Source organism: Delftia sp. WSY_16 (assembly GCF_043104415.1).
Taxonomy (GTDB): domain Bacteria; phylum Pseudomonadota; class Gammaproteobacteria; order Burkholderiales; family Burkholderiaceae_C; genus Comamonas; species Comamonas tsuruhatensis.
Genome location: NZ_JBICKS010000017.1, coordinates 72,630 through 94,591 on the forward strand (window position 1 = coordinate 72,630; position 21,962 = coordinate 94,591).

A 21,962-nucleotide genomic window follows, 5' to 3' on the forward strand; every position below is an offset into this window, starting at 1 on the left:
GCCCGGCGCCTGCCTTACAGGCGACCCTTGTAGTAGCTGGGCTTGTCCATGTCGGCGATTTCCACGCTGAGCTGGACCATCATGCCGGCCGGCTGGGGCGTGAGGCGGCGCAGCACCGCGGCAATGCCTTCGGACAGTTCCTTCTTGGCCGTGTCGGTACGGCCCGCCAGCAGGCGCAGCTGCACGTGGACGAAGCCGCGGTTGGCCGGTGCCGAGCCGATCTCGAACTGGCTGACCGGCAGCAGGCGGGCCTTGACGTCGGCCTCGTCCAGGATGCTGGGGTGGCCGCAGACGAAGGCGTTGAGTTCGGTCAGCAGTTGCTGGCCGGGCAGGCCGGCGAGGTTGTCGGTGTATTCGACGTAGAGATGGGGCATGGATGTCTCCGTTCCGGTGGTGAAGAGGGATTCAGGGCAGGGGTGGGGCCAGGCGCGAGACCTCGTCCAGCGCCGTCAGCAGCAGCTGCACGTCGATGCGCGTGTGGGAGGCCGACAGCGCGATGCGCAGCCGCGCCGTGCCTTCGGGCACGGTGGGCGGGCGGATGGCGGGCACCCACAGGCCGCGCTCGCGCAGGCCTTCCATCACGGCCAGGGCCGTGGCGTTGGAGCCTATGACCAGGGCCTGCACGGCGGTGCGCGAAGGCAGCAACTGCCAGCCCGTGCGCGCCAGCAGCGGCGTGAGGCCGGCGCGCAGCTCGGCAATGCGTTCGGCCAGGGCCTCGCGGCGCTCGTCCTCGGCCTCGATCAGGGCCACGCTGGCCTGCAGAGCGCTGGCCAGCATGGGCGGCGCGGCCGTGGCGAAGATGTAGCTGCGCGTCTTTTGCAGCAGCCACTCGACCAGCATGTCGCTGCCCGCGACAAAGGCGCCGGCCACGCCAGCGGCCTTGCCCAGCGTGGCCATGTAGAGCACGCGCGGCGAGGCATTTGCGCCCGTCAGTCCCGCCTCGGCCAGGCTGCCCCGGCCTTGTGGGCCGAGCACGCCGAAGCCATGCGCGTCGTCGAGCAGCAGCAGCGCGTCGTACTGCTCGCACAGCGCCAGCAGGCCGCGGATGTCGGCCACGTTGCCATCCATGCTGAACACGGCATCGCTGATGACCAGCTTGCGCCGGGCCGTGCTGGCGGCCAGTTGCGCGGCCAGGTCGCCCAGGTCGGCATGGGCATAGCGGTGGACCTGGGCGCGCGACAGGCGTGCGCCGTCGATCAGGCAGGCGTGGTTGAGCGCATCGGAGAACAGGGCATCGCCAGCACCTACCAGGGCCGGCACGATGCCGGCATTGGTGGCGTAGCCCGCATAGAAGTAGAGCGCGCGCGGCAGCTGCACGAAGTGCGCCAGCTGTTCCTCCAGCGCGGCGTTGGCCGTGCTGTGGCCGCTGACCAGGGGCGAGCCGCCCGAGCCCACGCCAAAGGCCTGGGCGCCCGCGCAGGCGGCGCGCACCAGGGTGGGGTGGCCGGCCAGGCCCAGGTAGTCGTTGCTGCAAAAGGCCAGCATGGGGTGGCCGTCCACCTCCATGTGGGCGCCGCTGGCAGCGCCCTGCAGCGGCGCCGTGGCGCGGCGGCGGCGGCGCAGGTGGGCCGCGTCGAGCTCGGCGATGCGCGCGGGGATGTCGTCCAGCCAGGAGCCGCTCATTGCCATTGCTCCGGCAGGGTGTAGGTGGTGGCGCGCGGGTCGGGGTGCTGCTGGAAGGGGATGTCGGCCAGCAGCGGCGCCTGCAGTTGCCGGTCCAGGTGCTGGCGCAGCCAGGCCATGTTTTCCTCGGGCACCAGCATGGCGGGGTCCACGCGGCTGGCAATCCAGCCGGCCAGGCGCAGGCCGCGTGCGCGGATGGCCTCGGCCGTGAGGGCAGCGTGGTTCAGGCAGCCCAGCCGCAGGCCCACGACCATGACCACGGGCAGGTCCAGCGCGCAGGCCAGGTCGGCGCCCGAGAGCTGGTCGGACAGCGGCACGAGAAAGCCGCCCGCGCCTTCCACCACCACGGCGTCGGCCTGTTCGGCCAGGCGCCGGTAGCTGTCCACGATGTGTGCGATCTCTATGGAGCGGCCCGCGCGCTGCGCGGCGATGTGCGGCGACATGGGATCGGGCAGCAGCACGGGGTTGTCGAGTTCGGGCGGCACGGCCAGGGTGGAGGCGGCGCGCAGCGCCAGCGTGTCCTCGTTGGCCCAGCCGCCCTGGCCGTCGGGCTCGGCGCCTGCGGCCACGGCCTTCATGCCCACCACGCGGGCATGGTGGCGGGCCAGCGCATGCAGCAGCCCGCAGGAGGCCAGGGTCTTGCCCACGCCCGTGTCGGTGCCGGTGACAAAGCAGCCAATGGTGCGGTGGGCGTTCACGAATGGTTCTCCTGGGCCAGGGTGTCTTCAAGGGCCGCCAGCGCGCTGGCCGCCAGGTGCTGCACGGCTTCTTCGTCCAGCAAATAGGGAGGCATGGCGTAGAGGGTGTTGCTGATAGGGCGCAGCAGCAGCCCGCGCTCCAGCGCGGCTGCGCTGTAGCGACGGGAGAAGTCGGGCAGCGAGGTCTGCACATCCCAGGCCCAGATCATTCCCTGGCGCCGTGCGTGGCGCACGCGGGCGTGCTGGTTCAAAGGGGCGAAGGCGCCGTCCAGCGTTTGCGCCAGCGCGAGGTTGGCGTTGATGGCATCGGTCTGCTCGAACAGCTCCAGCGTGGCCAGGGCCGCACGGCAGGCCAGCGGGTTGCCGGTGTACGAATGCGAGTGCAGGAAGCCGCGCGCCACGGAATCGTCGTAGAAGGCGGCGTAGACGGCCTCGGTGGTCAGCACGGCCGACAGGGCCAGCGTGCCGCCCGTCAGGCCCTTGGACAGGCAGATGAAATCCGGCCGTATGCCGGCCTGCTGGTGGGCGAACATGCTGCCCGTGCGGCCGAAGCCCACGGCGATCTCGTCCACCACCAGGTGCACCTCGTAGCGGTCGCACAGGGCGCGCGCCAGGCGCAGATATTCGGGGTCGTGCATGGCCATGCCGGCCGCGCACTGCACCAGCGGCTCGACGATGAGTGCGGCCGTGGTCTCGTGGTGCTGCTCCAGCCACTGGCGCAGGCCTTCGGCGGCGCGCCGTGCCACATCGACCGGGCTTTCGCCGCCTTGCGCGCCGCGTGCATCGGGGCTGGGCACGGTGTCGGCCAGGCGCACCAGGGGGGCATAGGCTTCGCGGAAGATGGGAATATCGGTCACGGCCAGCGCGCCCACGGTTTCGCCGTGGTAGCCGCCGGCCAGGCCGGCAAAACGGCTCTTGGCGGGGCGGCCCAGGTTGCGCCAGTAGTGCGCGCTCATCTTGAGGGCGATCTCGGTGGCCGATGCGCCGTCGCTGCCGTAGAAGGCATGGCCCAGGCCGGTGAGCGTGGCCAGTCGTTCGGACAGCTCCACCACGGGCGCGTGCGTGAAGCCGGCCAGCATCACATGGTCCAGCCGGGCGAGCTGGTCGGTGAGCGCGGCCTGGATGTGCGGATGGCTGTGGCCGAAGAGGTTGACCCACCAGGAACTGACGCCATCCAGGTAGCGGCGTCCTTCGGTGTCGTGGAGCCAGGGCCCCTGGGCGCGCGCGATGGCGATGGGGGGCGCGGCCTCGTGCCGCTTCATCTGGGTGCAGGGGTGCCACACAGCCGCAAGGCTGCGGGCGGCAAGCGATTGAGTCATCGCGCGATTGTCACACCGCAGCGCAGCTCACAGCTGCTGCGTGGGCACGTGGTGGCGCAGCTCGACCTGGCGGTTGGCATCGTCCACGAAGACCAGCTGGGGCCGGTGCTCGGCCACGTCGGTCTCATGCACCTGGGCAAAGGACGCAATGATCAGCAGATCACCCACGGCAGCACGGCGCGCGGCCGAGCCGTTGACCGAGATCATGCCGCTGCCGCGCTGGCCCTTGATGGCATAGGTGACGAAGCGCTCGCCGTTGTCGATGTTCCAGATGTGCACCTGCTCGTTCTCGACGATGTTGGCGGCGTCCAGCAGGTCCTCGTCGATCGCGCAGGAGCCTTCATAGTGCAGCTCGCATTGCGTGGTCTTGACGCGGTGGATCTTGGATTTGAGCAGGGTGCGGAACATGTTTTGTCTCTCGAGGGGGCGCTTGGGCGCGATCTTGACGGTGGCGGGGACTGGCAAAAAAAAGCCACCAAGTCTATCTGCGAACCGCCAAACCCATGATGGCCGTGGAGTTGCTCTTCGGGGGCGGCTCTCTGGCAGGCCTGGCTTGAGGTCAGCCCAGATCCAGCACGCAGCCATCGCCGATGCTGTCGCGCCATACGCGGATGCGGCTGGGAGCGGGCTGCAGGTCGGCCAGGGAATCGGCAATGAACAGGCACAGGTTTTCCAGCGTGGGCTTGCCCAGGCCGGGGATTTCGTCGAGAAAGCGGTGGTCCAGCGCGTCGCCCAGGGTCTTCAGGCGCGAGCGCAGGTAGCCCAGGTCGATCACCATGCCGTTGTCCGGGTTGCGCGGGCCGGTGACGCTGACTTCGGCGTAGTAGGTGTGGCCGTGGATGCGGCGGCTGCTCTCGGTCTCGATGGCGCGCTCCAGCGTGTGGGCGGCGTCGAAGAAAAAGCGCTGGTGAACGGTGAACTGCATGGCAAAAATCAGCGGATGCCGGTGAGCTTGTGGGTCTGCAGGCTCAGGCGCCAGGCCGGGTGCTGCAGGCATTGCGCTATGCAGGCGGCCGTGTTGTCGGCCTGCAGGACGTTGTCCATGGGCTGCAGGAAATAGTGGTCGAAACGGGTGCCGGCCTCGATGGCCTGCAGATCGAAGCCGGGCTGCGGCCAGACCAGCTTGAGCTCCTGGCCGCTGCGCTGCACCCAGTCGGCGCCCGCCTTGGGGCTGATGCACAGCCAGTCGATGCCCTCGGGCGCGGCCACGGTGCCATTGCTTTCCACGGAAATGCGAAAGCCGCGCGCATGCAGGGCCGCGATCAGGGGCTCGTCCACCTGCAGCAGGGGCTCCCCCCCGGTCAGCACCACCATGCGGTGCCGGCTGTCGCCGGCCGGCCACTGGGACAGGATGCGTTCTGCCAGGGCGTCGGCCGTGGCGAACTTGCCGCCCAGCGTGCCGTCGGTGCCCACGAAGTCGGTGTCGCAGAACTGGCAGATGGCGCTGGCGCGGTCCTGCTCGCGGCCGGTCCAGAGGTTGCAGCCTGCAAAGCGGCAGAACACGGCCGGCGTGCCGGCCTGGCCGCCCTCGCCCTGCAGGGTGTAGAAGATTTCTTTGACGCTGTAAGTCATGGTGCATGGAGGCCGGTGGTGCCGGCCTGTCGGTGTGCGCGTGCCTGTGTCCGTGCCCGCTAGACGGGCGTATAGGCCAGGCGCACGTAGATGGGCGCAAAGGCTTCGGCCTGGGTGATCTCGATCAGCGTTTCCTTGGCCAGCTCCAGCAGGGCGATGAAGGTCACGACCAGCACGGTCGATCCCTTCTCTGGCTGGAACAGGGTCTCGAACTCGACAAAGCGCCGGCCCTGCAGGGCCTTGAGCACCTGGCTCATGTACTCGCGCACCGAGAGTTCCTCGCGCGTGATCTTGTGGCTTTGCACAAGCTTGGCACGCTTGAGAATGTCGCGCCAGGCCGATTGCAGCTCGGCCACGTCCACATCGGGGAAACGCGGCTGCAGGTTCTGCTCGATATGGACCTGGGCCCGGAGGAAGTCGCGCCCGTAGTGCGGCACCTGGCCCAGCTGTTGGGCGGCCAGCTTGATCTGCTCGTACTCCAGCAGGCGGCGCACCAGTTCGGCGCGCGGGTCCTCGGCTTCCTCGCCATCGTCCTGCTTCTTGGGCGGCAGCAGCATGCGCGACTTGATCTCGATGAGCATGGCCGCCATCAGCAGGTACTCGGCCGCCAGCTCGAGGTTGCGGCTGCGGATTTCGTCGACATAGCGCATGTACTGGCGCGTCACGTCCAGCATGGGAATGTCGAGGATGTTGAAGTTCTGCTTGCGGATCAGGTACAGCAACAGGTCCAGCGGCCCTTCGAAGGCTTCGAGGAAGACCTCCAGCGCATCGGGCGGGATGTACAGGTCCTGCGGCAGGGCGAACAGCGGCTCGCCGTACAGGCGCGCCAAAGCCACCTGGTCGATCACGACCGGTGAATCGTCGCCAGGAGCGGGGGATGCGGCGCCGGCGCCCGCAGGCGCCAGTGCGGACTCAGCCTCGGCCATGCCTTGCTGCGCAGGCATCAGCTGCATGCGCACGGTGCCACAGCGAAACAGGCTGATGTGTCATTGCAGCCGAAATCAGGAGTTCGTCTGGTAGACGTAGGGCTTCTGGTCCACGCGGCCGGCGCGCAGGTCTTCCCAGACTTCGTGGTTCACGTCCTTGTCCCACAGCAGCGAGCGGCCGGCCAGCTGCTGGCTGGGCAGCTCGGGCTTTTGCTTCTTCAGCTCGTTGATGAAGTTCGTGGCGTCGGAACGGTAATCGGGGCGGCGAAAGAATGACATAGTCTGATAACCTCTTGAATCGCGTGATTTTACCGGGACACCGCCGATGAACCTAGTCTCCCGTCTTCTGGGCGTTGCCGTGGCCGTGATGGGCATGCTTGGGCTGCCCGGCTGCGATCCCCAAAACATCAAGGAACTCGAAGAAGGCCTGTCCACCGAGGCCGACGTCCGCGCCCGCTTTGGCGAGCCCGAACGCATCTGGACCGAGCCCGACGGCTCGCGCACCTTCGAGTACAACCGCCAGCCCGCCGGCAGCCGCAACTACATGATCACCATCGGCACCGATGGCCGCATGAGCGCGCTGCGCCAGGTGCTGGCGCCGCACAACTTCGAGAAAATCCGCCCCGGCATGGGCGAGGAGCAGGTGCGCCGCATGCTGGGCAAGCCTGCCAAGGTCACCACCTACCAGCTCAAGCAGGAAACCGACTGGGACTGGAACTACATCGATCCCCCCACGCGCGACATGGAGTTCACCGTGACCTTCGGCCCCGACGGCCGCGTGCTGCGCAGCGCCGGCCGCGAGAAACTGCACGGCGGAGCCTGACAACAGGCCCTTGCAAGCTCCTGCAAGCCCCTGCGGCGCGCTGTACCCTGCACGCCACAGCGCGCCGGGGCAACAGTCTCTAGAATCCGGGTTTGTACCTATGACACCCCATGGGTACGGTGAAGGCCCCGAACCGGGGCCTTTGCGACGATAGATCTGTCATCACCCCGACAATGTCCACGCCCTCCCTACCCGCTGCCGCGCCCGCTGCGCCTGTTTCGGCCACCGCTTCGCTGCGCCATGGCCTCTTCGAGGATGTCCAGGCCCTCTTCACCGGAACCCTGTTCGTGGGCATCGCCATGATGATGTTCGCCCAGGCGGGGCTTTTGACGGGCAGCACGGCGGGCCTGGCCTTCGTGCTGCACTACGCCACGGGCTGGCCGTTCGGCCTCATCTTCTTCGCGATCAATATCCCGTTCTACTGGTTTGCCTGGACGCGCGTGGGCCGCACCTTCACGGTCAAGACCTTCATCTGCGTGGGCGCGCTGTCGCTGATCACAGAAATGGGGCCGCGCCTCATCCACATCGACTACCTGCACCCGGCCTTTGCCGCCATTGCGGGCGGCCTGCTCATGGGCTCGGGCCTGCTGTTCCTGGCGCGCCACCGCTCCAGCCTGGGCGGCGCCACCATCGCCTCGCTCTACCTGCAGGACCGCTACGGCATCCGCGCCGGCAAGGTGCAGATGGCCATCGACTGCTGCGTGGTGCTGCTGGCGCTGTGGGTGGTGCCCTTCGAGCGCGTGGCCTGGTCGGTGCTGGCGGCCGTGATCATGGGCGTGTTCCTGGCCGTGAGCCACCGGCCCGGGCGCTACGCCGGGCAGTAGCCTCAGGGCGTCAGGGGCTGCCCATCGGGCGTGCGGTAGCGGACCGTGATGCCGCTGTTGTCTGCGGTTGTCCCGTCATCGCTCATCGCATCGACGGCCTTGCCCACTCCCTTGCCGACGATTTTTGCCGTGCCCACAGCCGCATCCGCGGCCAGCCCCACGGCCGAGGCCGTGACGCTGACCGCCGTGGCCGTCACGGCCACCACGGTGCAGCCGGACAGCAGGGCCGCGGCGCACAGGCAAAGAAAAGCCCCCAGGGCCGGGGACCGTGAGGGCTTGCGGGACATGGATGGCTTGCTTCAGTGGATACGCATGCCGGGGGTGGCGCCTGGGAAAGGCTCCAGCACATAGATGCCGGGATTGCTTTTCTCATCGGCGTGGCTGGCGGCCAGCACCATGCCTTCGGAGATGCCGAACTTCATCTTGCGCGGCGCCAGGTTGGCCACCATCACGGTGAGCTTGCCCTGCAGCTGCTCGGGCTGGTACATGCTGGAGATGCCGGAGAACACGTTGCGTGTCTTGCCTTCGCCCACGTCCAGCGTGAGCTGCAGCAGCTTGGTCGAGCCTTCCACGGGCTTGCATTCCACGATCTTGGCGATGCGCAGGTCCACCTTGGCGAAGTCGTCGATGCTGATGGTTTCGGCAATTTCCTCGCCGCCGGGCAGGACCTTCTCGACCACGGGCTCGGGGGCCTCGAACAGGGCCTCCAGCTGCTTGACGTCCACGCGCTGCATCAGGTGCTTGTACAGGCCGATGGCATGGCCGGCGCCCAGCAGGTTCTGTGCGTCGGCGAACTGCAGCGGCGCCACGTTCAGGAAGCCTTCCACCTGTTCGGCCACGGCCGGCAGGATGGGCTTCAGGTAGATGGTCAGCAGGCGGAAGGCCTCGATGCAGGTGGTGCACACGTCCTGCAGGCGGGCGTCCATGCCTTCCTGCTTGGCCAGCTCCCAGGGCTTGTTGGCGTCCACGTATTCGTTGACGCGGTCGCACAGCTGCATGATCTCGCGCACGGCGCGGGCCGTGTCGCGGTTCTCGAAGGCCTGGACAACGGCCTCGCTCTGGCCGCGCAGCTGGGCCAGCAGGGCCTGGCCGTCTTCGCTGACCGTGCCCAGCTTGCCGTCGAAGCGCTTGGCGATGAAGCCGGCCGCGCGCGAGGCGATGTTCACGTACTTGCCGATCAGGTCGGAGTTGACGCGGGCCATGAAGTCATCGGGGTTGAAGTCGATGTCTTCATTCTTGCCGTTGAGCTTGGCGCCCAGGTAGTAGCGCAGCCACTCGGGGTTCATCTGCAGGCCCAGGTACTTGAGCGGGTCCAGGCCGGTGCCGCGGCTCTTGCTCATCTTCTCGCCGTTGTTCACGGTCATGAAGCCGTGCACGCAGATCTTGGTGGGCGTCTTGCGGCCGCTGAACTTGAGCATGGCGGGCCAGAACAGCGTGTGGAAGGTGATGATGTCCTTGCCGATGAAGTGGTACTGCTCCAGCGCGGGGTCGGCCATGTAGGCCTCGTAGTCCTCGCCACGGCGGTCCAGCAGGTTCTTGAGCGAGGCCAGGTAGCCCACGGGCGCGTCCAGCCAGACGTAGAAGTACTTGCCCGGCGCATCGGGGATCTCGATGCCGAAGTAGGGCGCGTCGCGCGAGATGTCCCAGTCGCCCAGGCCCTCGCTGGTCGTGCCGTCCGGGTTGGTGCGCACGCTGAACCATTCCTTGATCTTGTTGGCCACCTCGGGCTGCACGTGCTGGCCGTCCTGGGTCCATTCGGTCAGGAATTCCACGCAGCGCGGGTCCGACAGCTTGAAGAAGAAATGCTCCGAGCTCTTGAGCACGGGCTTGGCGCCGGACAGCGCCGAGTAGGGGTTGATCAGGTCGGTGGGCGCGTAGACGGCGCTGCAGACCTCGCAGTTGTCGCCGTACTGGTCCTTGGCGTGGCAGCGCGGGCATTCGCCCTTGATGAAGCGGTCGGGCAGGAACATGTTCTTCTCGGGGTCGAAGAACTGCTCGATGGTGCGCGTCTCGATGAAGCCGGCAGCCTTCAGGTCCCTGTAGATCTGCTGGGCCAGCGCGTGGTTCTCGGGCGCATCGGTGTTGTGCCAGTTGTCGAAGGCGATGTGGAAGCCGTCCAGGTACTGCTTGCGGCCTGCGGCGATGTCGGCCACGAACTGCTGGGGCGTCTTGCCGGCCTTCTCGGCCGCAATCATGATGGGCGCGCCGTGGGCGTCATCGGCGCCCACGAAGTTGACCGCGTTGCCCTGCATTCGCTGCGCACGCACCCAGGTGTCGGCCTGGATGTATTCCATGATGTGGCCGATGTGGAAGTTGCCGTTGGCGTACGGCAGGGCGGTGGTGACGAAGAGTTTGCGTGCGGTCATGGATGGCGGCTTTCTCGGGGGAACCTGACATTCTAGAAGGGCTGGGCGGTTGTGGGGCGGCGATGGCTTTTCCGTGCAGGCCGACATACGGGGGAGTTGTTGCGGGCCTTCGCTGCGCCAGGCCTGTTGGCTGCAGGCGTCAGCTGGCGACCAGCGGGCGCTGCCAGCCCATGAACTGCTCGATATCGCTGCGCCGCGCCAGCGCGTCGCGCCGGCCCAGGGCCATGAGTTCGCGGGTGAAGCTGCGCTCGAACAGCAGGTAGCTGGCCAGGGCGGCGCCGCGCGGGTCGCTGGCGTCCTGGCGCACGCCCAGGGCACCCAGCAGGGTGCGCATGGGCAGCGGCAGCTGGCCCACATGGCGCGCGGCGATGGCGTCTATGCGCTCGGAGGGCGAGATGACCAGCAGCTGCAGCGGGCGCAGCCGGCTGCGTTCGCGGTCGGCGGGCGGGATCAGGGCCAGGGTCTGGTTGATGCGCTCGGCGCGCTCCACGTCCAGGGACAGGGCGTCCAGGAAGATGCTCGACAGCGTGTGGCCCGCGATGTGGGCCAGCGACGGGTAGCTTGCGCCTTCTGGCGGCGGCCTGGCCGGCGGCTCGGTGCGCCGGCCCGCGCCCACGACGAGGATGCGCTCTGCGCCCAGGTGGATGGCGGGCGCCAGCGGCGCGGTCTGGCGCATGGAGCCGTCGCCGAAGTATTCGGTGGCGCCGTCCAGCGGCAGCGGCGTGGCCGGAAAGATGAAGGGGATGGCCGAGGAGGCCAGCAGGTGCGCATGCGTGATCTGGGCGGCGGCGGCCTTGCGCTGGTTGCGCACCCAGGGCTGGAGCTGGTCCTGCGCCTGGCAGAAGGTCACATGCTCGCTGGTGGTGTAGCTGGAGGCCGAGACCGCCAGCGCACGCAGGTGGCCGTCCGCGATCAATTGCGGCAGGCGTTCCAGCGGAACCAGGCCACACGACAGCAGGCGGCCCAGCGGCTGGTTGTCCAGCAGCGAGCGCGGGCGCATGCGGCCCCAGCGCGCCAGGGCCCAGCCCAGGGACAGCAGGGTCAGCCAGCGCGCGCCGCTGCGCAGCACGCTCAGCGAGTCGGACAGGTAGATGTCCTCGGGCCGCAGGTTGCGCCAGATGCGCGACATGCGGCGCACGGCCCGGTCGAAATGGTCGCTGCCGCAGGCCAGGGCGGCCGCGTTGATGGCGCCGGCAGAAGTGCCGACCAGGATGGGGAAGGGATTGGGGCCATGCTGCTGGCCGCAGGCGCGGCGTATCTCGGCAATGGCCTCCAGCACGCCGGCCTGGTAGGCGGCGCGGGCGCCGCCGCCGCTGAGCAGCAGTCCGGTGCTGGGGGGAGGGAGGCTGGAGTCGGGTGAGGGCGCGGCATCGGGCATGCCTGGAGTGTGCCGCGCGCCGGCCGTCATCAGATCAGGGGATGACCCCGAAGGAATCAGGCCTTGGCCAGCAGGGAGCCCAGGTCCTTGCCGGAGATCAGGGCGATGCCCTGCTGCTTGGCCCAGGCGGCTGCATTCTCGGCCGGCGGCTGCAGCGACAGGTAGCAGACCGTGGCCGCATCGCGCGCCTGGCCTGCGGCCAGCAGAGCGCGCAGCGGCTCCATGCCGTGCACGCCGGCCTTCCAGCGCCTGGCGCTGGCCACGGTGGTGCGGCCTTCGCGTTCCAGCACGAAGTCGGCGCCGTCCTTGTCGGACAGGCGGGTGACGGTGTAGCCCTCGGCCTGCCAGGCGCGATCGAGCCGATCGGCGAACTCGCGCCAGCTTTGCTGGGCGGCGATCTCCAGGGCCTGCTCCACCTTGGCGGGGCTGGGCGCGCGCAGCTGGCGCCAGGCGGCAACGCAGCCTATGCCGAAGAAGGGCAGGGCGGTGATGGCGGCGAACGGCGCGATGTCCTTGGGCAGCAGCGCCGTGGACACCAGGGTCACCAGCGCGGCCAGCGCGATGCTGATCCACCAGCGCGAGCGCAGCAGGATCGCGAACAGGGAGTTGTGGGCCATCTTGAATTTCACGGGGCGGATCTTTCGCGGAAAAAGGCGGGAGAAATGGGAACAAAGCCAGCGGGGCCTGCATTGTCTCGCGCGGGCGAGGGCTTGGGGCCTTGGATAGACTATCCGGCTCTAGGAGTAATCAAAGCAATGGCAGTCACAGAACAAGCGCTCTTGGCCGCGCTCTCCAGCGTGCTCGACCCCCACACCGGCAAGGACTATGTGAGCACCCGCGCCCTGCGCAACCTGCAGGTCACGGGGGCCGACGTGGCCTTCGACGTGGAGATGGGCTATCCGGCGCAAAGCCTGGTGCCGGCGCTGCGCGGCCAGTTCGTCGCGGCGGCCAAGACCGTCGAGGGCGTGGGCAATGTCTCGGTCAACATCACGTCCAAGGTCGCCGCGCATGCGGTGCAGCGCGGCGTGCAGTTGCTGCCGGGCGTCAAGAACATCATCGCCATCTCGTCCGGCAAGGGCGGCGTGGGCAAGAGCACGACCACGGCCAACCTGGCGCTGGCGCTGGCCGCCGAGGGCGCGCGCGTGGGCATCCTGGACGCCGACATCTACGGCCCCAGCCAGCCCATGATGATGGGCATCTCCGGCCGCCCCGAAAGCCCCGACGGCAAGACCATGGAGCCCATGGAAAGCCATGGCGTGCAGGTCATGTCCATCGGCTTCCTGGTCAACAACGACCAGGCCATGATCTGGCGCGGCCCCATGGCCACGCAGGCGCTGGAGCAGATGCTGCGCCAGACCAACTGGAAGGATCTGGACTACCTGCTGGTGGACATGCCGCCCGGCACCGGCGACATCCAGCTGACGCTGGCCCAGCGCGTGCCCATGACGGGCGCCGTGGTCGTCACCACGCCCCAGGACATCGCCCTGATCGACGCCAAGAAGGGCGTGAAGATGTTCGAGAAGGTGGGCGTGCCCATCCTGGGCCTGGTCGAGAACATGGCAGCCCACGTCTGCACCAACTGCGGCCATGTGGAGCACATCTTCGGCGCCGAGGGCGGCAAGCAGATGGCGGCCGAGTACGGCATCGACTACCTGGGCGCCCTGCCCCTGTCGCTGCAGATCCGCCTGCAGGCCGACAGCGGCAAGCCCACCGTGGTGGCCGAGCCCGACAGCGAGGCCGCGCAGATCTATAAGAAGGTGGCGCGCGACCTGGCCGTGAAGGTGGCGCTCAAGGCGCGCGATTTCACGAGCAAGTTCCCCACCATCACGGTGAGCCAGGGAACCTGAAATGCTGCGCCCCCTGAGCGGCTGCGCCGCTTCCCCCTCTCTCGCTGCGCGGGAGGGGGACGACGCCCTCGGGGCGGGGCGGCCCTTCCTCGGCGTCCCTGGGTTGGATTACGCCAGTTTTTCTCGCACTGTCCATGTCGATCTGATTTGTGCCGAAATCGGTGGCATGGTAATCGACTCAGGTTATTGCGCATGAACCTGCTGACCTCGATGCGGTATCTGGCGGCGCTCAACGAGCACCGCCATTTCGGCCGCGCGGCGCTGGCATGCCACATCACCCAGCCGGCGCTGTCCAATGCGCTGCGCGCGCTGGAGGAGGAGTTCGGCACGGTCATCGTGCGCCGGGGCCGCTCGTTCGCGGGCTTCACGCCCGAGGGCGATCAGGTGCTGGCCACGGCCCTGGCCATGCTGCGGGCCGAGGAAGGCCTGCGCCAGGAACTGAGCGCCGCCGCCGGCGCGCTGCGGGGGCAGCTGCGCATGGCGGCCGTGCCCACGGCCATGCCCATGCTCACGCGCTTTGCGGCCCTGCTGCGAGAGAACCATCCGGGCATCACGCCCGTGGTGCTGTCCATGAGCTCGGCCGAGATCGAGAGCGGGCTCGAAGACCTGTCCCTGGACCTGGCCCTGGGCTACAGCGCGCGCATGCCGCCGCGCGGCCCGCGCCTGCAGTCCTGGCCCCAGTACGAGGAGCACTACTACCTGCTGTGCCGCGAGTGCTGCGAGTGTCGCGATGGGCAGGGCGAGGGCCGGCCCTTTGCCTTTGGCGCCGACATCGCCTGGCGCGAAGTGGCCGGCATGCCGCTGTGCCTGCTCACCCCCGACATGCACAACCGCACGGTGATCGACGAGGCCTTCGCCGCCGTGGACATGACCGTGCAGCCCGCCATGGAAACCAACTCCGTGCTGACCCTGGTGATGGCCGTGGCGCAAGGAACGGATGGCATGACCACCGTGCTGCCCGGCGCCATGGTGGCCACGGTGCGCCACATGCCGGGCCTGGTGGCGCGGCCGCTGCGCTCGCCCGAGCTGGTCACGCCCATAGGCTTCATGGCCCAGCAGGGCGTGGCGCCCACGCGCGCGCTGCAGGCGGCGCTGCAACTGCAGGACGACGCCGGTTGGCGTGCGCAGTGCCTGCGGCATGCGGGGGCGCTGAAAGACTAGGCGGGTTGTGCAGTCTCTGGCGTGGCGTTCGGCGCGGCATTCAGTGCGGCGCGCACCACGTCGGGCGTGAACGGCGCGGCATAGAAACGACGGCCGGTGGCGTCGAACAGCGCATTGGCCAGCGCGGCCGGGCCGGGGACCGAGGCCGATTCGCCAGCGCCCATGGGGGGCTCGTCCTGGCGCGGCATCAGCACCACTTCGATGGGTGGCAGGTCGCGGAAGCCGATGATGGGGTAGCTGCCCCATTCGCGGCTGGCCACGCCTTGCTCGTTGAAGGCGACCTTCTCCATCAGGCTGCGGCTCAGGGTCTGGATGACATTGCCGTGGATCTGGTGGCGCACGCCGTCGGGGTTGACCATCATTCCCGTGTCCTGGCCCACGACCAGTCGCCGCACGGCGATGCGGCCGCTGGCGGGGTCCACGTCGATGTCGATGACCCAGGCGGCCCACGCCGCACCGAAGCCGGGAAAGCGGCTGTGGATATAGCGCGCATAGGCCACGCCGCGCCCGTGCAGCAGGCCGTCGGCGCCGGGGCGGCCCCGGCTTCCCGGCTGGTTTTGCTGCCAGCCTGCGTGGCGGGCCGTGGCCTCGATCAGCTCGACGGCGCGCGGGTCATCGAGGTGGCGAACACGGTAGTCCACGGGGTCGGCACCGGCCGCATGGGCCAGCTCGTCGATCATGCAATCGTGGGCAAAGGAATTGGGCAGGGCCGAGACGCCGCGCAGCCAGGACGAGCGCACGATGGGCGCCATGTCATGGCAGGTGATGCGCTGGCTGGCATAGCGGTAGGGCGGCACGGCGGTGCGGTCGCCCATCTCCAGCGTGCGCGGCTCGCCCGGGATGCGGCCCGTGAGCAGCAGGGCCAGCAGCGGCGCGTCGTTGGAGGGGTAGCGCACGGCAAAGTCATAGGCCAGCAGTTCGCCCCGGGCATCGATGGCCGCGCTCACGTCCATGAGCTGGGCCGTGCCCTTGGGCTCCCACTGGTGTTCCTGCTCGCGCGTGAGCTGTACGCGCACGGGCGCACCCACGGCCATGGACAGCAGGGCGGCGTCGGCGCAGACATCGTCGGCGCAGTTGCGGCCGTAGCAGCCGGCCGCCTCCAGGCGCACGATCTCGATGCGGTCCTCGCCCAGTTGCAGCAGGCGGTCCAGGTCGGTGCGCAGCATGTGGGGGTTCTGCGTGCCGGCCCAGAGCTTGAGACGGCCCCCGCTGAAATCGGCCACGGCGCAGGACGGGCCGATGGAGGCATGCATCTGGTAGGGCCAGACGTAGCTGCGGCGCAGTTCGGTGGCCGCACCCGTGCCGACGCCCGCGAAGGCATCGTCCACAGTGCCCTGGTCCACCAGCGAGCGGTGCTGGGCGGGATTGGCGCGTATCGCCGCAGCCAGATCGGATAAGTCAGGCGCTGGCGGCACGGCCTGCCATTGCACGCGCAGCGCGCGCATGGCGGCAATGGCCTGTTCCTCGCGGTCGGCGACCACGCCGACGAAGTCGCCCTCGGTGACCACCTGCACGTTGCCGGGCAGGTGGGCCACGGAGTCGCGCTCCACGGCCACCAGGCAGCGGCCGATGAAGCTGCCGCCGTCGCGGCCCGGGTGCGGAGGGCGGATGACGCGGCCATGGCGCATGCCGGGCACGCGCACATCATGGACAAAGCTCAGCTCGCCCGTGGCCTTGGCGGGGATGTCCACGCGCGCCGCGCCACGGCCGACGAGCCGGTATTCGCTGGCGGGCTTGAGCTTCACCTCCTGATCGGGCGGGGCCAGCGTCAGCTGCAGTTGCTGGCCGCGCAGCAGATCGCCATAGCCGAGTTCGCGGGCATCACTGCCATCGGCAAAGCGCACCGCACCTTCGCGCGCCTGGAGCCGGTCCGCCGCCACGCTCCATTGCTGCGCGGCCAGCGCCAGCAACTGCTCGCGCGCCTGGGCGGCGGCGCGGCGCAGCGGCACGGCCGAGATCTGGATGCTGGCGCTGGCAATGGTCGGGCCCTGGTTGGGTGCGGCGGCCGTGTGGCCCAGCACCATGTCCAGGCGCTCCAGAGGCACTTCGAGTTCTTCCGCCACGATCTGCGCCAGGGCCGTGCGTATGCCCGTGCCCAGGTCCACATGGCCGTTGAAGGCCAGGGCGCGCCAACCCTGGGGCGCGGCTTCGTCGGCCAGCACGGCCACGAAGACCTCGGGCGTGGATTGCACATAGTCGGAGGCCGTGCCGGGCTGGCCGGGCGCAGGGCGCGGCGGCGCCACGGGCTGGCGCACCACGAGCAGGGTGTCGGCGCGCGTGAGCAGCTGTGCGTGCAGGGCTTGGGGCTGGGGCAGGTTCATGGGGCGGTGTTCTTCGCGGGCACGCCTTCAGGCGTGCCCTGTGCATGTTATGCACTCCGGGGCCGGCTGCGCAGGGCCGGCCCCATAGGCGCGTTGGCGCGGTGGGATCAACCTGCGGCGAGGGCGTCGGTGTCGGCGATGGCCTGGCCCAGCGGCATCACGGCCGCGTACTTCTGGGCCATGTCGAACAGGTTGGCCTCGTGCGGGCCCAGGGCGCGGTCGCCGCAGCAGTCGGCCACCACCAGCGGGCGAAAGCCCGACTGCATGGCATCGACCACGCTGGCGCGCACGCAGCCGCTGGTCACGCAGCCGGCCACCAGCAGGGTCTGCACGCCGCGCTGGGCCAGCCAGGGTGCGAGCATGGTGCCGAAGAAGGCCGAGGGCGTGCTCTTGCGCACCACGTATTCGCCAGCGGCCGGGGCCAGCTGGGGCACGATGGCGCTGTTGGGGCTGTCTTCCTTCAGGGTCAGCATGCCGGGCACCTTCAGGCAGAAGATGTTGTGGTCGGCATCGTCGTCCGAGAACACGATGCGGCTGTGCGCCACGGGCCAGCCGCGCTCGCGCGCATGGGCCAGCAGGTGCTGCGTCTGCGCGATGGCTTCGGGGATGTTGCCGCCGCCGAAGACGGCCGGGTCGGCAAAGCCGTTGACGAAGTCGATGATGAGCAGGCCGAACGGGGCCTTGAGCGGCAGCGGTGTGCCGAAGCCCTGGCGTGCGTAGGCAGAGATGTCGCCCTGCACGCCCTCGGTGGGAACGCTCTGCGTGCTGGTGGTGGCGGTTGTCATGCGATGTCCTTTCCTTGCTTGGACCTTTTGGCGGCGCGCGCCAGTCCTTCCTCGTCCTGCACCACGCCGTTGATGACCGTGGGCTTGCCGTCCAGCGCCACCGAGCAGTGGCGCATGGGGATGTCGATGTGGCAGGCCGTGGTGCGGCTGCCCCCGGCCTCGTTGTTGGGGCCCATGGACCACAGGAAGTTGCCCTCGAAGGCACGGGCGTCCATGCCGATGTGGGTTTCCTTGTTGTAGTGGGCCAGCATGGACCAGTGGGCGCGCGGCTGCAGCCCCCAGCCGATGTGGGAGACGGCATAGGCCTCGGGGTCCTCGTAGGAGGCCATGTACTCCTTGAGGATGTCGGCCTGCAGGCCGCCGCTGATGCGCGTGACGTAGCCCTTTTCGATGACGAGTTCGATGGGCTCGGTCACGTAGTCCTTCATGGGCAGCAGGATGTCGCCCCGGTCCAGCACCACGCGGCCGTTGCTCTCGCCCTCGTCGGGCCAGGTCAGCACGAAGCCGCTGGGCCAGTGGTCCCAGCGGCCGGGCTGGTCCACGAAGCCGTATTCGCAGATGGCCGGGAAGCTGCCCAGGCGGCAGCGCAGGTCGGTGCCCGCGGCCGAGGTGATGTGCATCTGCCCGGCCGCCTCGATCAGCTTGGATGCGGCCTGCACGCGCGCGCGGTCGCCCTCGGTGGGCACCAGGCGGCACAGCACCTCGGGCGGCTCCACGGCCAGCAGGATCTTGGTGCCGGTCTGCAGGATCTCGTGCTGCTCGGGCGAGAACAGCAGCGTCATCAGGTCCAGCACCAGGTCGCTGGCCTTGAGCGCGGCGATGGCGGCGGGGTTGCCGGTCAGTGGCGTGGTTCCCAGGTAGGCCAGCGAGTCGCGGCTCAGTGATTTTTCGGCATTGACGGGCGGCAGGTCCAGGCGGTTGACGCGCGCCCCCATTTCGCTGGAAGCGGCAATGGCGCAGCGCAGCGTCTGCGGGTGCGTGTCGGCGCCCGTGAGCACGGTGACGGTCTGGCCGGCTTCGAGCCGGGACAGCGTGAGCACCTGCTTCCAGGCGTGGATCAGATCGATATCGCTGACGGACATGGTCGGCTCCTTGGTGTCGCGATGGATGGGAGTGGGCTGCGGTTGGACATTCAGTCCACCCGCGCGCCGAGGAAATCGCCCAAGGCCACGTAGAACCCGGCCTCGTTGTCCCAGGGGATCATGTGGCCGGCGTTGGGCACGCGCACATGCTCGGTCTGGGGTGCCAGGCCTTGCCACTCGGCCACGTCCTCGCTGCGCACCACGTCGCCGCGCTCGGCCGTGACCAGCAGCAGCGGGTGCTGGATGCGGGGCAGGTCGGCATGGATGTCGTCACGGCCGAAGTCCTCGAAGCTCTGCACGATGGCCGGCTCGTGGCAGGTGTGCAGCCACTGGGCGCGCAGCTGGCGCTGCTCTTCGGTCCAGGTGGGGCAGAAGGCGCGCATGGCCTCGGCATCCATGCCCAGCGTGGCCTGGCGGATGGAGTCCACATACCAGGGCAGGGCGGCCGGGTAGGCGCGGCGGCCGGGGCCGGAGACCGGCGGATCGACGATGACCAGGCGCGTGAGCCCCACCGGCTGGCTGCGCGCGGCGCGCACGGCGATGCGCCCGCCCATGGAGTGGCCGACCAGCGCCCAGCGCTGCAGGCCCAGGGCCTGGGCGAAGGCGGCCACGTCGGCGGCCTGGGCATCGAGGCTGTAGTCCAGGCCCGGGCCGGAGGACGACAGGCCGCGCCCGCGCACGTCCAGCACATAGGTGTCGAACTGGCGGCCCAGGTGCTCGGCCACGAAGCCCCAGGTCACGGCCGGGCTGGTGATGCCGGGGATCAGGATGACGGCGTCGCGCTGCGCGCGTTCGCCCTCGGCGCCGCCGTAGCGCAGGTAGTGCTGGCGGATGCCGTTGGCATGGACGTTGCCGCCGTAGCGGAATGTGCTGGGGGTGCTGGAGGTGCTGGTCATGCGTGTGTTCCTCAGGCCTTGGCTGCGCTGTTGCCGGTGTCGTAGGGGTAGGCGCCCGACAGCAGCGCACCCGCGCCCGGCACCACGGGGTCCAGCCCCAGTTCCTTGAGGATGGCATAGGTGGTGGCGATGGAGGCGGTCAGCACGGGCTTGCCGGTCTGGGCCTCGACCTGGGCCACGGCCGGCAGCGAGGGCATCTGCACGCAGGCCGACAGCACGATCACGTCGGCGTCGGCGTAGTTCATGCCGGCCACGATGCCGGGCAGCTTGGCGGGGTCGTGGCGGCCCACGTCCAGGTTGTCGGGGATCTCCAGCGCGCGCCAGTCCACGATCTCGAAGCCTTCGGCGGCCACGTAGTCCATGACCAGCTGGGTCAGCGGAATCATGTAGGGCGCCACCAGGGCGATCTTCTTGGCGCCCATGACCTTGAGCGCTTCCACCAGCGCGCCGGCGCTGGTGATCACCGGGGCGGTGGCGCCATTGCTGGCCGTGCGCTCGGTCAGGCGCTGCTGCGAGACGCGGTGGTAGCCCTTGCCCATGGCCATGATGGCCACCAGGCAGGCATAGCCCAGCACGTCCACGCGCGCGTCGCTCAGCTCCAGCGCGCAGCGGTCGCTTTCGGCGTCCATGGCGGCCAGTTCCTCCTTCTGGACCTTCTTCATGCGCATGCGGCTGGAGTGGAAGGTGAAGCGGTCCTGCGGGCGCAGCGTGGAGTGGGCCTGCAGCATGGCCGGCACCTCGGTCTCCATGGTGGTGTTGGAGCTGGGGACGATCTGGCCGATGCGGAACGTTTTGGTCATGGACTTGCCTTTGCGAAGTTTCGAGGGTTTCTGATCAGAATCAACTGAGTGTGTACGCTTTATTCTTGCAAAAGACGTGCCGCCTTGCAAATGAGAATTTTCTCGGGGTTTGTACTTATTTGGTGCAGAAATTGCACCAAAAATGGCGAACTTCAATTTATTCTGCCGCCCTATGGTGCATGCGTCGATTTGAAAAATTCAAGCGCATACACCTGAATTAAGTGTTTTGTTGCCTGGCACGCTTCCTGCTCTACACCCTGCAAGGACGCGCCGAAGCAACGGTTGCCCCGTCTGGCTTTCAACATTCCTGCAAGGAGAAAACTGTGTCTCAATCCCCTCGAATCGCCGTTGTCGGCGCCGGTCTCGGCGGGGCTGCAGCTGCCAAGCTGCTGCTCCAGGAAGGCTTCAATGTCCGCGTCTATGAGCAGGCGCCCAGCTTCTCGCGCCTGGGAGCCGGCATCCACGTCGGGCCCAATGTGATGAAGATCCTGCGCCGCATCGGCATCGAGGACGCGCTCAACGAGCAGGGCTCGCATCCCGACTACTGGTACAGCCGCCACTGGCAGACGGGCGACGTGCTGGCCCAGATTCCGCTGGGCGACTACGCCGTCAAGGAATACGGCGCCAGCTACCTGACCGTGCACCGTGGCGACTTCCATGCGCTGCTGGTCGAGGCCCTGCCCGACAGCGTGATGGCCTACGGCAAGTTCCTGACCAAGGTGGAGGACCGCGGCAATGTGGTCGTCATGCACTTTGCCGACGGCACGACCGAGGAGGCCGACATCGTCATCGGCGCCGATGGCGTGAACTCCCGCATCCGCGAGGAACTGCTGGGCCCGGAGCTGCCCAAGTACGCGGGCTACCTGGCCCACCGCGCCGTGTTCCCCACGCCCGAGGTCAAGGCCGGCATGCTGCCCTTCGACGCCTGCGTGAAGTGGTGGAGCGATGACCGCCACATGATGACCTACTTCGTCACCGGCAAGGCCGACGAGCTGTACTACGTGACCGGCGTGCCCGTCGAGAAGTGGGACCTCAACGACCGCTGGCTGCCCAGCAGCAAGGAAGAGATGCGCGAGGCCTTCTCGGGCTGGCATCCCACCGTGCAGGCACTGATCGACGCCACCGTGGAAGTGACCAAGTGGTCGCTGCTCGAGCGCGATCCGCTGCCGCTGTGGAGCCGTGGCCGCCTGGTGCTGCTGGGCGATGCCTGCCACCCCATGAAGCCCCACATGGCCCAGGGCGCCGCCATGGCCATCGAGGACGGCGCCATGCTGGCGCGCTGCCTCAAGGAAGTCGGCGCGCACAACCATGAGCTGGCCTTCGCCCTGTACGAAGCCAACCGTGCCGAGCGCGCCAGCAAGGTGCAGCGCATCTCGCACGACAACACCTGGCTGCGCACCAACGAAGATCCGTCCTGGTGCTTCGGCTACGACGTGTTCAACGTGCCCCTGGTCGAGCCCAAGGTCAAGGCAGCGGCCTGATACTCGCTGCCTTGCCGGACGAGGGGAGGGGAGGGAATCCCCCCCCTCTTGTCCGGCCGC

General features: G+C 68.6%; 23 protein-coding genes. 5 read left to right on the forward strand and 18 right to left on the reverse strand.

The window, feature by feature from the left end; translation table 11 throughout:
• Positions 1–14 precede the first annotated feature (14 nt).
• The 9 genes from ACF8O7_RS08045 to ACF8O7_RS08085 all read right to left on the reverse strand — a co-directional run bounded on the left by ACF8O7_RS08045 (position 15) and on the right by ACF8O7_RS08085 (position 6,417).
• Positions 15–374 carry a 5-carboxymethyl-2-hydroxymuconate Delta-isomerase gene (locus ACF8O7_RS08045; protein ID WP_012203756.1) on the reverse strand — a complete coding sequence of 120 codons (360 nt, stop codon included), beginning with the start codon at positions 372–374 and terminating at the stop codon, positions 15–17.
• A gap of 31 nt (positions 375–405) precedes the next feature.
• A complete protein-coding gene (gene bioF / locus ACF8O7_RS08050) occupies positions 406–1,623 on the reverse strand; it encodes an 8-amino-7-oxononanoate synthase (RefSeq protein WP_043824586.1) in 1,218 nt (405 codons plus the stop codon).
• Positions 1,620–2,321: a dethiobiotin synthase gene (gene bioD, locus ACF8O7_RS08055; RefSeq protein ID WP_046984872.1), complete on the reverse strand. Its 702-nt coding sequence runs from the start codon at positions 2,319–2,321 to the stop codon at positions 1,620–1,622. Before bioD ends, bioF begins: the two co-directional genes overlap by 4 nt.
• Complete coding sequence (bioA, locus tag ACF8O7_RS08060; RefSeq protein ID WP_016449048.1) at positions 2,318–3,640, reverse strand: adenosylmethionine--8-amino-7-oxononanoate transaminase; 1,323 nt, start codon at positions 3,638–3,640, stop codon at positions 2,318–2,320. The genes bioD and bioA overlap by 4 nt, the downstream gene beginning before the upstream one ends.
• A 27-nt stretch (positions 3,641–3,667) precedes the next feature.
• Positions 3,668–4,048 carry an aspartate 1-decarboxylase gene (panD, locus tag ACF8O7_RS08065; protein ID WP_016449047.1) on the reverse strand — a complete coding sequence of 127 codons (381 nt, stop codon included), beginning with the start codon at positions 4,046–4,048 and terminating at the stop codon, positions 3,668–3,670.
• Positions 4,049–4,199: 151 nt separating this feature from the next.
• Positions 4,200–4,565, reverse strand: coding sequence for a 6-carboxytetrahydropterin synthase (locus tag ACF8O7_RS08070; RefSeq protein WP_016449046.1), 366 nt, complete (start codon positions 4,563–4,565; stop codon positions 4,200–4,202).
• A gap of 8 nt (positions 4,566–4,573) precedes the next feature.
• A complete protein-coding gene (queE, locus tag ACF8O7_RS08075; RefSeq protein WP_016449045.1) occupies positions 4,574–5,212 on the reverse strand; it encodes a 7-carboxy-7-deazaguanine synthase in 639 nt (212 codons plus the stop codon).
• Positions 5,213–5,271: 59 nt separating this feature from the next.
• Positions 5,272–6,138: a segregation/condensation protein A gene (locus ACF8O7_RS08080; RefSeq protein ID WP_026062089.1), complete on the reverse strand. Its 867-nt coding sequence runs from the start codon at positions 6,136–6,138 to the stop codon at positions 5,272–5,274.
• A 75-nt stretch (positions 6,139–6,213) separates the two neighbouring features.
• Positions 6,214–6,417, reverse strand: coding sequence for a DUF3460 family protein (locus ACF8O7_RS08085; RefSeq protein WP_016449043.1), 204 nt, complete (start codon positions 6,415–6,417; stop codon positions 6,214–6,216).
• A gap of 46 nt (positions 6,418–6,463) precedes the next feature.
• Between ACF8O7_RS08085 and ACF8O7_RS08090 the strand changes: the two genes are divergently transcribed.
• Together ACF8O7_RS08090 and ACF8O7_RS08095 are read left to right on the forward strand one after the other, a co-directional pair.
• Positions 6,464–6,961: an outer membrane protein assembly factor BamE gene (locus ACF8O7_RS08090; RefSeq protein WP_392443026.1), complete on the forward strand. Its 498-nt coding sequence runs from the start codon at positions 6,464–6,466 to the stop codon at positions 6,959–6,961.
• 173 nt (positions 6,962–7,134) lie between these two features.
• Complete coding sequence (locus tag ACF8O7_RS08095) at positions 7,135–7,785, forward strand: YitT family protein (RefSeq protein WP_016449041.1); 651 nt, start codon at positions 7,135–7,137, stop codon at positions 7,783–7,785.
• A gap of 2 nt (positions 7,786–7,787) precedes the next feature.
• Here the strand turns inward: ACF8O7_RS08095 and ACF8O7_RS08100 are convergent, their stop codons facing one another.
• From ACF8O7_RS08100 to ACF8O7_RS08115, 4 genes are all read right to left on the reverse strand, one after another.
• The gene (locus tag ACF8O7_RS08100) at positions 7,788–8,072 is read right to left on the reverse strand and encodes a hypothetical protein (protein WP_126312550.1); all 285 of its coding nucleotides are present in this window, start codon (positions 8,070–8,072) and stop codon (positions 7,788–7,790) included.
• A gap of 12 nt (positions 8,073–8,084) precedes the next feature.
• A complete protein-coding gene (gene metG, locus ACF8O7_RS08105; RefSeq protein ID WP_017404253.1) occupies positions 8,085–10,151 on the reverse strand; it encodes a methionine--tRNA ligase in 2,067 nt (688 codons plus the stop codon).
• A gap of 139 nt (positions 10,152–10,290) precedes the next feature.
• Entirely contained in the window at positions 10,291–11,529 is a 1,239-nt protein-coding gene (locus tag ACF8O7_RS08110) for a patatin-like phospholipase family protein (RefSeq protein ID WP_016449038.1), read from the reverse strand.
• Between the two features lie 56 nt (positions 11,530–11,585).
• Entirely contained in the window at positions 11,586–12,146 is a 561-nt protein-coding gene (locus tag ACF8O7_RS08115; RefSeq protein ID WP_016449037.1) for a restriction endonuclease, read from the reverse strand.
• 138 nt (positions 12,147–12,284) lie between these two features.
• On the opposite strand from ACF8O7_RS08115, the gene apbC reads away from it, so the two are divergent.
• Positions 12,285–13,376 (forward strand): iron-sulfur cluster carrier protein ApbC, encoded by a 1,092-nt coding sequence (apbC, locus tag ACF8O7_RS08120; RefSeq protein ID WP_012203771.1) that lies wholly within the window; start codon positions 12,285–12,287, stop codon positions 13,374–13,376.
• 192 nt (positions 13,377–13,568) lie between these two features.
• The gene (locus tag ACF8O7_RS08125) at positions 13,569–14,537 is read left to right on the forward strand and encodes a LysR family transcriptional regulator (RefSeq protein ID WP_392443030.1); all 969 of its coding nucleotides are present in this window, start codon (positions 13,569–13,571) and stop codon (positions 14,535–14,537) included.
• Here ACF8O7_RS08125 and ACF8O7_RS08130 read toward each other — a convergent pair.
• The 5 genes from ACF8O7_RS08130 to ACF8O7_RS08150 form a co-directional block, all read right to left on the reverse strand.
• Positions 14,534–16,858 carry a molybdopterin cofactor-binding domain-containing protein gene (locus ACF8O7_RS08130; RefSeq protein WP_392443033.1) on the reverse strand — a complete coding sequence of 775 codons (2,325 nt, stop codon included), beginning with the start codon at positions 16,856–16,858 and terminating at the stop codon, positions 14,534–14,536. The genes ACF8O7_RS08125 and ACF8O7_RS08130 overlap by 4 nt on opposite strands.
• 107 nt (positions 16,859–16,965) lie before the next feature.
• Complete coding sequence (locus ACF8O7_RS08135; RefSeq protein ID WP_016454168.1) at positions 16,966–17,643, reverse strand: N-carbamoylsarcosine amidohydrolase; 678 nt, start codon at positions 17,641–17,643, stop codon at positions 16,966–16,968.
• The gene (locus ACF8O7_RS08140; protein WP_017406171.1) at positions 17,640–18,725 is read right to left on the reverse strand and encodes a peptidase M29; all 1,086 of its coding nucleotides are present in this window, start codon (positions 18,723–18,725) and stop codon (positions 17,640–17,642) included. The genes ACF8O7_RS08135 and ACF8O7_RS08140 overlap by 4 nt, the downstream gene beginning before the upstream one ends.
• A 50-nt stretch (positions 18,726–18,775) precedes the next feature.
• Entirely contained in the window at positions 18,776–19,621 is an 846-nt protein-coding gene (locus ACF8O7_RS08145) for an alpha/beta fold hydrolase (RefSeq protein WP_074923075.1), read from the reverse strand.
• 11 nt (positions 19,622–19,632) lie between these two features.
• Positions 19,633–20,421, reverse strand: coding sequence for an Asp/Glu racemase (locus ACF8O7_RS08150; RefSeq protein ID WP_043824574.1), 789 nt, complete (start codon positions 20,419–20,421; stop codon positions 19,633–19,635).
• A 323-nt stretch (positions 20,422–20,744) separates the two neighbouring features.
• Here ACF8O7_RS08150 and ACF8O7_RS08155 point away from each other — a divergent pair, with 323 nt between their 5' ends.
• Positions 20,745–21,902 carry an FAD-dependent monooxygenase gene (locus ACF8O7_RS08155; RefSeq protein ID WP_016449030.1) on the forward strand — a complete coding sequence of 386 codons (1,158 nt, stop codon included), beginning with the start codon at positions 20,745–20,747 and terminating at the stop codon, positions 21,900–21,902.
• Positions 21,903–21,962 lie beyond the last annotated feature (60 nt).